Annotated in this window: 7 protein-coding genes and 1 pseudogene; 7 read left to right on the forward strand and 1 reads right to left on the reverse strand. The window is 65.1% G+C overall.

Going from position 1 to position 9,883, the window contains the following annotated elements; translation table 11 throughout:
* The first annotated feature begins 276 nt into the window (after positions 1-276).
* The 7 genes from ON34_RS06515 (at position 277) to ON34_RS06545 (ending at position 9,247) form a co-directional block, all read left to right on the forward strand.
* Complete coding sequence (locus ON34_RS06515; RefSeq protein ID WP_040775564.1) at positions 277-1,401, forward strand: GAF domain-containing protein; 1,125 nt, start codon at positions 277-279, stop codon at positions 1,399-1,401.
* Between the two features lie 69 nt (positions 1,402-1,470).
* Entirely contained in the window at positions 1,471-2,475 is a 1,005-nt protein-coding gene (locus ON34_RS06520) for a conjugal transfer protein (RefSeq protein WP_245547909.1), read from the forward strand.
* Between the two features lie 16 nt (positions 2,476-2,491).
* The gene (locus tag ON34_RS06525) at positions 2,492-2,752 is read left to right on the forward strand and encodes a hypothetical protein (protein WP_040775570.1); all 261 of its coding nucleotides are present in this window, start codon (positions 2,492-2,494) and stop codon (positions 2,750-2,752) included.
* Positions 2,749-3,285, forward strand: coding sequence for a hypothetical protein (locus ON34_RS36995; protein WP_063821640.1), 537 nt, complete (start codon positions 2,749-2,751; stop codon positions 3,283-3,285). The genes ON34_RS06525 and ON34_RS36995 overlap by 4 nt, the downstream gene beginning before the upstream one ends.
* Positions 3,285-5,813, forward strand: a complete 2,529-nt coding sequence (locus ON34_RS06535) for an ATP-binding protein (protein ID WP_040775574.1) — start codon at positions 3,285-3,287, stop codon at positions 5,811-5,813. Before ON34_RS36995 ends, ON34_RS06535 begins: the two co-directional genes overlap by 1 nt.
* A 47-nt stretch (positions 5,814-5,860) precedes the next feature.
* Complete coding sequence (locus ON34_RS06540; RefSeq protein ID WP_040775577.1) at positions 5,861-8,296, forward strand: hypothetical protein; 2,436 nt, start codon at positions 5,861-5,863, stop codon at positions 8,294-8,296.
* A 57-nt stretch (positions 8,297-8,353) separates the two neighbouring features.
* Positions 8,354-9,247 (forward strand): NlpC/P60 family protein, encoded by an 894-nt coding sequence (locus ON34_RS06545; RefSeq protein WP_040775580.1) that lies wholly within the window; start codon positions 8,354-8,356, stop codon positions 9,245-9,247.
* A gap of 354 nt (positions 9,248-9,601) precedes the next feature.
* Here ON34_RS06545 and ON34_RS37115 read toward each other — a convergent pair.
* A pseudogene (locus ON34_RS37115) lies at positions 9,602-9,883 on the reverse strand (hypothetical protein); the annotation flags it as partial.

Raw genomic sequence — 9,883 nt, forward strand, 5'->3', positions numbered from 1 at the left:
GATGCGCGGTCGGTTTGCGCGCGATGTGCCGCCGGACCGCGTACCGTCTGTGGGTTGTTCGGCTGAACGAAACGTGAACAAAACGAACACGCCGCGGCGTGTCCGATGAGCATGATGGAGACTACGTAGGAACAGCCGCTGAGCTTACGGGTTGATCGCGCCGCTAAATAACGGTACATTGTCTAAGTCACGTGATGTCTCATCCGGATTGAGGCGGATCCGGAGGAACGGCTGGTACGGGCAAGTGCGAAGCGAAGTGGCGCAGTGATTGCATGGGTGACGATCGAGACGTTGGCGCCGGACGGCATGTCCGTCGCGTCGGTGGGGGACGCACCGCGTGAGTTCGCGAACTGGCAGCGGGTGTTGCAGCGAACGCTGTCCAAAACGCCCGCCCTCTACGACAAGCTGACGACCGCGGGACTGACCGAGGCCATCCATACGGCACATGACCAGGCGCAGGATGTCGATCTGGCCATCCAGACGCGCACCGGTCGCCACCAACTGCTCATCCGGCCGGTTTTCGGCCCGGCTGGTGACGTGCACGCGGTGCGCCTGTGGCTCGGTCCGGCCGCCGAGCGGGTGCCGGTGCTGCGCCCGGCAGTGGGGGCCATCTGGGACCTGAGCAGTCAAACCATTCAACAGCCCAGTGGCATCACGCGGTTGTCCGGCAGCACGGCAGAGCAGTACGTGCCCAGGATGTCCATCGCGGAACTGTTCCACCGGGTGTCGAGCTTCGATCGGCACGCGGAGGTCCTCGATCTGCTCTATGACCCCAAGCCCGGTGACCGGATGCAGTTCGACACCACGGTGGTGCACGGGTTCGGGCGTCCGGCCCAGTGGCGGATCACCATTCGCGCCCGCGACGACGAGCGCACTCGGGGCGCTTGGTTGCTGATCGAGGACGTCACCTCGGAGAACGCGCCATCGGCGTGGCCGACCCTGGAGCGGATCGGGTTGCGTGAGGCGCATCGCCGCGCGGGCACCCATCTGGCCGTGGTCCAGCTCGAGCGCACCAGCATTTCGCACTGGCTCACCGATCCCGCGCCGTGGGTGCGCTGGGACTATCTCTTCCGTCCCGTCGATGTGTTCCATCCGGATGATCGGCCTCGGCTGGTGGAACTCGGTGACCGGCTGCGCTCCGGCGACAGCGTGGGCGTAACCCTGCGGGTGCTCAACTACGGCGGCGGATACACGCCGACGTCCTTGCTGCTCTACCCGTACCCCGGCTACTCGAGCAGACAGCTCGCGATCGCGCAGCTGGTGCGGGTCGCCGACGACGTTCCGCTGCTGGAAACCCAGCGCCAAGTCGTGGAGTCGCGGCAGCGCAGCGCGCCGATCGGCTACGACGAACAATTGCGGCATTGGCTTGCGGGGAGGATGAAAAGCAGCCCGGCCTGCTGAGTCTTTTGGTTCCCACAGTTGGGAACTACCGGCCAGTTGGGCTGGCCTGTGCTCTCTACCATTTCGGGAGTGAGGACAGTGGTTCGTGGTCAGGCAGATTCAGGTGAGGCGCTGCTTCGCCGGATGGCCGCCCGCCGCCGTCGCGACAACGTGGTGGTCGCGGTGCTCGCCGTACTCGCCGTGCTCGGCGGCGGCCACGCGATTCTCAGCGTCTTCGACTCCGGCCCGCCCGCGCCGTCGGACGAGTCCACAACGACAATTGTCGGGCGTGCGCAATTGGCCGGTTCTTTCGCCGAGCAGTTCGTCGTCACCTACCTCACCGCGGTCGCGGGCCAGCAGGATCGCATCGGCGAATTCGTCGGTTCCAATCAGCAGATCGCATTGCCTTCGTCTGCGCGGCAAGTCTCCGACCCATCGGTCGTCTATGTCTCGCGCGCGCTATCGACGGGTGGGCTCGATGTCTGGTCGGTGACGGTTTCGGTCCGAGTCGGCAAGAGCGGCGCGCCTACGGCTCCGGAGACGCGGCAGTTCTATCGGGTCGCGGTGTCGGTGTCCGACGGACGATTACGTGCGTTGTCGGTGCCCGCGGTGGTCCAGCCCCCCGCGAAGGGCGTCGATCTGAAACTGGCTTATGGTTCCCCCTGCGCACCGGATACCCCGCTGGCGCAGGTGGCCGCGGGATTCCTGGGCGCTCTGCTGGCTGGAACCGGTGACGTAGCGCGCTACACCACACCGGATGCCGGTTTGGCCGCGCTGAAACCCGCCCCCTTCACGGCTGTCGAACTCGTTTCCCTCAGCGCGGATGACGCGGGCTGCGGATCCTCCGCCGCCAAGGCCCAAGTGCTGGCCACCGTGAACCCCAAGGCCGATACCGGCGGCACCGCGACGCTCGCCTACCCCCTGACGATGATCCGCAATGCCGGCCAGTGGCAGGTCGCGTCCATCGATCCGATTCCCGCCCTGTCGAATCCGCTGGCGGTGGTCGTCGGTCAGGATTCGCGCGGCGGCCCGCCGCCCACTTCGACCTCGTCACCCTCGACGTCGGTGCAGATTCCGCCGGCGACACAGAATTGATCAGAGAGGCAGCCCGATGGGTAATCTGAGCAACATCCTCTATGGCATCCTGATCTTTGTCCGATGGGGCGGGCTGATCATCATTGCCATTATCACCATCGGGGTGGTGATTTCCGAAGGGGCGAAATCGAGACTGTCTCCAGCCAGGATCATCGTCGTCTTCTTCTCCGGGATCATGGCCGGGGTGGTGATCTGGATTCTGCCCACGACGATCAACTACGCGCGAACCGATGCGAACCTCATCGTTCCTGATCACCCTGTCGGTGGTTATCGGTGACCCAGGTAATCAAGGTGTTCACGCCGATCAAACGTGTGCCCACGATGATCGGCAAGGCACAGAACGGGCAGAAACTCCCGTTCGGTCCCTACACCCTGCCTCAGGTCGCCACCGGCGCGGTGCTGCTGCTGATCGCTTCGGTGTGTGCGATGACTCTTCCGGTCAACCCCGCGGTCACCTTCATCGCCGGTCTTTCGCTGACCATTGTCGCCGTCTTCGTGGTCGGACTCGTGCCGTACACCGGGGTCCGGATGACCTCGCGCGCCCTATGGCTGGGCAGGCTCCTCGTCTACCGCAAGCCGGTGTCCGCCTCGGGGATGCCGATCAACAGCGACTCGGTGCGCCACACCATGTTCATCGAGGAGACCGTGGTCGTCTTGCTGCCCGACCGCCCGGACGCGGCCGCGGTAGCCGAACCGAAGCCCGATCTCCGGCTACTCGAGGCGGCGGCTGGTGCGGGCGGCAACGGCACCAACCTGTGGCAGCGACTGAACGGCAACGGTAACGGCCCGGCATCCGGAGGACGCCCCTGATGGCACTCGGACGAGATCTGCAGCCCACCGCGGCGATTCGCGGAAATCTCCAGTTCACCCATTCTGGCCTGGTCACGGCGACATACTTCATCAATCCGCTCGGCTACGGATTGCGCAAGGCCAGCGACAAACACGACGTGAAGGCGGCACATCACTCGCTGGTCACCAACCTGCCGAATGGTTCGCTCCTGCTGGGCATCCAGGCGCGGCTCAATACGATCGACGTGCTCACCAAGATGGTCGAGGGCGTCGACCTGGACGAGTGCGAGGATTACGCGGACGAGGTGGTCGCCTCCTACGAGCGCGTCAACGCGATCATGCCGCAGACCCGCATCTTCCTGCTGTCGATCCCGGTCGGCGCCAGCAACTCCAGCATCTCCTCGTTGTCGCGCCTATGGCGCGGCAGCACCGCCACGATCGACGCGACGGCGATCTCCCGGGCCGACCTGGACGCCTACGACGAGAAGGCGAACGAGATCCTGTCCCGGATCGGCAGCGACTTCGATCCCGTTCCGGTGCCGGCCGCCCTGTTTCAATGGCTGTGGGAGCACTATCTCTCGCGCGGCGCGGCGGGGGACCCGGTGGCACCGACCCGGGCGGGCGCGCTGGACGACGCGACGGCGGCGGTGTTCCGCTCCGCCGCGCTCGACGAGGGCGCCCAGGCCGACAGCAATCGGCGTATCCGGCCGTCGTTCGTCCCGGTGATCAAGGTGGTGCAGCCGGATTTCGAGTACCGTCCGTCCTACCAGGCGATGCTGACGCCGCATTCGTTCCCCTACGCGGGTATGACATTTCCCGGCGGCAGCGAATTTCTCAACGTGCTCGAGGGTCTCGGCGACGTCACCGTCGACTGGGCCATGCGGATCTCGACGAAACCCGCCGACCAGGTGCTCAAGAACAACGAGCTCAGCCTGCGTCGGCTCGGCGAGCAGATGGATCAGCGGGACCAGGAGATCTCGTTCGCGCAGAACACGCTGACCTCGAAAGCGCAGATGCTGGGGGAGTACAACCACCACTTCGAGGTCAACGGCGGTGAATCGGAGGTGTCGTTCACCACCGTCATCGCCATCGGCGGGCCGTCGCGGGACGCCACGATGGATGCGGTCAACGCGCTCAAGCGCCGCTACAAACGGTTCCAGGTCGAGATGACCGCGCCGGTCGGCGCGCAAGTCGACCTGTGGTCGATGTTCATTCCCGGCAGCCCGCCGCGCCGGGCCTTCGACGATTTCGCCCATATCGTCCCCTCGGATATGTGGGCCGGTTTCGTGCCGTTCACGACCAGTCAGATCGGCGACGACAGCGGCCCGGTGATCGGGGTCAACCTGCTGTCGGGTCATTTCGAGCCGATCCACTTCGGCATCATGGAGGCCGCGCTGCACGACCTGTCCGCCTCGTTCGCGGTAACCGGCGAACTCGGTTCGGGCAAGTCGTATTTCCTCAAGCTCATGGCGGTGCTCGTACACGACATGGGCGGCCAATTCCTCGCTATCGACCGCAGTCAGGTCGGCGAGTGGGAGCATTTCGCGCAGTCGATCGATGACGCGGTCATCATCGACCTGGCCAATCCCACGGTGTCGCTGGACCCGCTGCGATTGTTCGACCCGCGGATCGCGGGTGAACGCGCGCTGGACTCGATCTTGCCGCTGCTCGACCTGTCACCGACCTCCGGCCCGGGCGCCGCGGTGAGCAATCTGCTGTCGCCGAGAGGCATGGCCGAGCACGGGATCAGGAGCTTGCTCGATCTGTTCCACGTTGTGCAGCGGCTACGGAATCACCCCGGCCAGGGAGACGAGTACGCCGATCTCGCGGCGCGGCTCGGCACCGTGGTCGAGCGTGTGCCGGTGCTGTTCGACCCCAAGCTGCGACCACTGCGCCTCAATGCCGCCGCGACCGTTGTGCGCAGCCACAATCTGCAATTGCCGACGGCTGAGGAACTCACCACCCCGCATCTGTACAACCGATTGCCGCTGACCAAACGGCTCGGTACCGCACTGTACGAGCTGGTCGGCGTCGCGGCGCGGGAGGCGTTTCTCAACGACAACGGCAGGTTCGGCCTCTTGGTCGGCGACGAGGCGCACCACTTCACGCAAACGCAGGTCGGCGCCGCGGTCACCTCGGACTTCAGTCGCGACGGCCGCAAGCACTTGGCCGCGATCGGTCTGGCCTCGCACGATCCGGCTACCGACTTCCAGGGCGCGGCGCACAACCTCATTCCCAACCGGTTCATCTTCCGCCAGCGCGACGAAACCTTGGCGCGCAACAGCTTGGAGTGGCTCGGCGTCGATCTGGAGGAGGCGCCCTTCTTGTTGCAGATCCTTCGCGAAGAGACCTCGCCTCCGGTCGGTCCCGGGCGTCAGGTGCCAGAGGAGCGTCGCGGTGAGATGTTCATGCGTGACGCGCTGAACCGCATCGGCCGGGGCAAGGTGCTCGGCCCGGCGCGTCCGGACCGCGCCGCGGCGATCACCAGCACCCCGACCAGTGTCGCCGGACTGCGCTCCGCCCTTTCGGAACGACCGGTACGGCCATGAGTTCTCGTCTCCTGCCGAGTATCCGATCAGATCAGCCTTCTTTCGGGATGCCGTGGGAACCGCAGTTCTGGGATGTGGAGCGTTACCGGCCGCAGGCGGTGTTCCGGCGATTTCGTACCTGGGTCGCGGCGAGTCGCCGTCGGCGCTGGACGGCGTGGATTCTCATCGCCCTGTTCGTTGTGTTCGTGTTTCCGGGCCTCATCTCTGCGATATCCATGGCGCAGACCGGTACCGTCACGCCGGCGGCGGCGCCCAACAGCGCGCTCGGCTGGATGAATGTTAAGGACTCGTCCGGTGTCAATGTTTCGAGTTACATGTTCGTAAGCAATCGCGGCAGCGTGTGGAGCCTGGACCTCGGCAGGCTTGTGTTGTGGAGCCTGATCATTCTTTTCTTCGCGATATGGCATCCCCTTACAACGTCATTCGTCTGGTTGCCCCTTGAAACACTGAGTTTCAGGTGGCTGAACCCGTTCGGCGCGCCGTTGCGCGGGGTGGCCGAAAACTTCACCGCGCAGATCGCGACGCCGATGGTGCTGGTGACCTTCGTGACGATCGGTGCGGTCCCCGTAGGGTGGTTCATGGTGCGCGGCTATTCCGCGAAGGCCATCATGCAGATCGTCACGATGCTGGGAGTGGCGATCCTCGGGCCGGTGTTCTTGGCCGAGCCGCTGGGCGAGGTCTTGTCTCCGCACGGGTTGCTGGTGCAGGGGCGTGACCTCGGTATCTCGATCGCGGCCGGCTTGAACGGCAACAGCAGTCCAGATCCGAATCAGGTGGTGGCCTCGATAGGGATCGGCGGGGCCGACAATTACATGCGGAAGCCGTTGCAGGTGTGGAACTTCGGGCATGTGGTAGACGACCGGCCGGCCTGCAAGGCGGCGTGGTCGGCCGGGATGATGGCCGGTGATGAAGACCGCGTCAAGAATGGCATGAAGGCGTGCGGCGACACCGCCGCATATGCCGCGGCCGATAATCCTAGTGTAGGTCAGATCGGAGCCGGACTGCTGTTGTTGCTGTGCGCGATCATCCTGCTGCTGTTCGCCGTGTACCTGGCGATCAAAATCATCTGGGCTGCGCTCGACACGATCTACTACGGGTTCATGACGATCTTCGGGTTCGCCGCCGGCGGATTCGTATACGGGCCGACGCAGACATTCACCGTCCGATGCGTGGTCCACGGATTCATCTCCGCGTTTCGGATGGCCGTTTTTGTCATCTTCTTGGGCTTGTACCAGCTTTTCATGGGCAGTCTGTTCCAACAGGCACGCGACCAGGTCATGGCGGTGTTCGTCATCGGGGCGATCGTCGAGATCGTCGCTATCGTGCAGCTGCGGCGCCTCAGCAGGAGTCTGGACGGCGGAAACGATTGGATAGCCAACCGGTTCTCGATGGCGATACAGAACGGGCTTTCGGCGCAGGGCGCCGGTGGTGGTGGCGGGAGAGCCCTGGGGATGGGTAACGCGACTGCGAACAACTCGATGTCCACGCTCGGGGTGCTCGCCGCGGCCTCCACCATCAACAACTCGCCGATCACCGGCTGGCTCGCCGGCCGCAACAACCCGCTCAGTCGTTGGGCCTGGCTGGACCAGATGGACAAGAAGAACAAGGCCCGGGGCATGAAGACCAAGGAGCTGCGAGACGCCGCACACGCGGGGGTGCACACACAAGTGCACAACGCGAACACGGCCAAGGATGGCATCGCACGCGCCAAACGTCGCGCTCAAAGGCTCGGGTTGGGCTCGAGTGCGGACAGGGAAGCCGCGTTCGCCGCGCAGAATGTCGTGCATATGACGGGCCTGTCGTCCAATATCCCCTTCGCCCTCCAGATGGCCGGTGTCAGGAAGGGGGCCTTGCATCGGGCCTGGAACGCCGCAACGGATGTCATCAAGCATACCGATAAAGAGCCGCTTCAGTCGGGTCACATCGGACATGTCGTTGCCGCTCACGGGCTTTTCGAGAACGATCTGGTGAACGGTCATGATCCGCAAATGATGATGGCCAGGTTCCATGCATTGGAGGCCGTCGTCGATCGGTACCGAGGCGATTTCCCCGGTGGTGTCGATCTCCGGAACGACCCGGGGTTGGAAGCTCTCGGCAGATCGTATGTCTCGAACCCTGAAATGGAATTTATTACAAAACTGCAGAAAATTGCGGCCGGCGATACGTCGGATGGAATCACCTTGGCACACGGCGGCCATAGTCTCGACCTCACGCGAAACCAAGCGGACCGGTTGGGGAAATGGATCACCAACGAGCATGCACTTCGTATCCAGGCCGCCACCAATTGGGTGGCACAGGATCCGACCGACCTCGCACGGGTTCGGGTGCTGCGTGCCGAGATCGACAACGGAACCCAGACAATCCAATATCAACAAGGGAAGATGAGCACGGGTGCCAACTCGCTCGCGCAACCCGATCCTAGGCGCCCGTTGCCCACCATACCGCAGAATTTCATAGACGATCTCAGACATCCACACTCCTGATCGGCACCGGAATTCGGATCGTATGGCAACAGGTCGAATCGCACAGGAAGGCTCTCGATGATCGGTCGTCTCTTGATCCTCGCGATGATCCCGGCCTGGGTGTGGGTGGTGTTGGGCGTCACGACGGGCCTCTTCGGAGTGATCGTCGTTCTGGTACTCGTAATCGGCGGCGCGACCTCATCGATCGCCTCGGATCTGCACTACCAGTGCGACAGTGCGGTGGGGCCCGATCCCTCCCAGACCGTGACTCCCAGTCGCGCCTCCGTCGCGGCGCGGCCGACTACGCGGAGCGCATCCGCGGACGGTGTGTCCACCGCTCCGACCGCGAATCCGTTCGCGGAACTGACCATCGCACCGGACGACACCAGCGCGTCCGATTGGCAGCGTGCCTGCGCTACGGCGCTGAAAGACGCGCCGTACCAGAGTCCTCCCTTGCTCACGGGCAGTTCGGGAATCGGCGCCGCGTGTGCGCGTGAACTCGCCCTGGCGGCGGCGTCGGCGAGCGGGGCCCAGAGTAGAACCGGTGGCCGCGCGGACCCGGCGGAGTTCACCAAATCGGTCATCTACCACGCCTCGATCGCGCAATCGACGGGGCGATGCGAACTGATCGCGAGTCCGGCGGCGCAGCCCCCGGCGGCGGATATCGCCAGGCAACCGAGCGGCTCCGCTCGGCGGCCATGCGGACAGGCCGACGGCTCCGGTACCGCGGTTGTCGTGCTGCCGGATACCATTGCGGCGCAGGGAGCATGCGGTCAGCGGGTGGATCCGTCGGCGGTATCGGCCGGCGACCTGGTCTTCTGGAGCTACCGGAAGAACGCGCCGACCCAAGTCGGGATCGCCGTCAGCGCCAGCCAACTCGTCACCGCCGATACCGCCGGCGGGTTCGTGGAACTGGCCATCCCCAGCACGGACGATGTGCGGGTGAAGCGGGTCCTCGGCGGCGGGATGTGATGGGTACGCGATGCCACCTACCGAAGTAGAGCCGCAGATCGAGGCCGGTGAAGACGCTGAGGCGCCGCCGGTTCCGGTAACTCCGTGGTCTGATCGACCGGGCAATCCGCGCACACGGCCCGGGACCGTGGCGCCTGGGCAGTCGGGGGTTCCGTCGCCTGGGCCTGGTCAGTCGAATGGTGCGCCTGGTCCGGGTCAGTCGAGTGGTGCTGGGCAGCCGGATCAGTCGGGTCAGTCTGGGCAGCCGGTTGTTCCGGGGCAGGCGGGTGTTCCGGGTCAGCCGGGTCCGGCGGGTGTGCCTGGTCAGGCGGGTCAACCGGGTGTGCCTGGTTCGGCTGGTGCGCCGGGTCAGGGTCAGCCCGCGCAGTCTGGTGCGGTGCCGGGTGAGGTGCCGTCGGGGCAGCCGGGTGGTGTGGTGGCTCCGCAGGTGGGGCAGGTGCCGCCGGGTCCTGGTGGTGGGGAAGGTGTGCCGCCGGCGGGGGATGCTGGGGATTTGGTGGGGGATTTGTTGCCGGTGGCGGCGATGGCTGCGCCGTTGGCGTTGGGGATGTTGCCGATGATTGCGTCGGCGTTGGCGGGGTTGGGGAGTGGTGGGGGTGGTGGGGGTGCTGCGGCGCCGGTGGCGGTGGATGGTGG

This window comes from Nocardia pneumoniae NBRC 100136 (assembly GCF_000308755.1).
Classification (GTDB): domain Bacteria; phylum Actinomycetota; class Actinomycetes; order Mycobacteriales; family Mycobacteriaceae; genus Nocardia; species Nocardia pneumoniae.

Bases quoted from the DNA above. Each gene is read 5' to 3' on its own strand.
- ON34_RS06535 (WP_040775574.1), top strand. From the start codon at position 3,285: ATGGCACTCGGACGAGATCTGCAGCCCACCGCGGCGATTCGCGGAAAT.
- ON34_RS06525 (WP_040775570.1), top strand. From the start codon at position 2,492: ATGGGTAATCTGAGCAACATCCTCTATGGCATCCTGATCTTTGTCCGA.
- ON34_RS06540 (WP_040775577.1), top strand. From the start codon at position 5,861: ATGCCGTGGGAACCGCAGTTCTGGGATGTGGAGCGTTACCGGCCGCAG.
- ON34_RS06545 (WP_040775580.1), top strand. From the start codon at position 8,354: ATGATCGGTCGTCTCTTGATCCTCGCGATGATCCCGGCCTGGGTGTGG.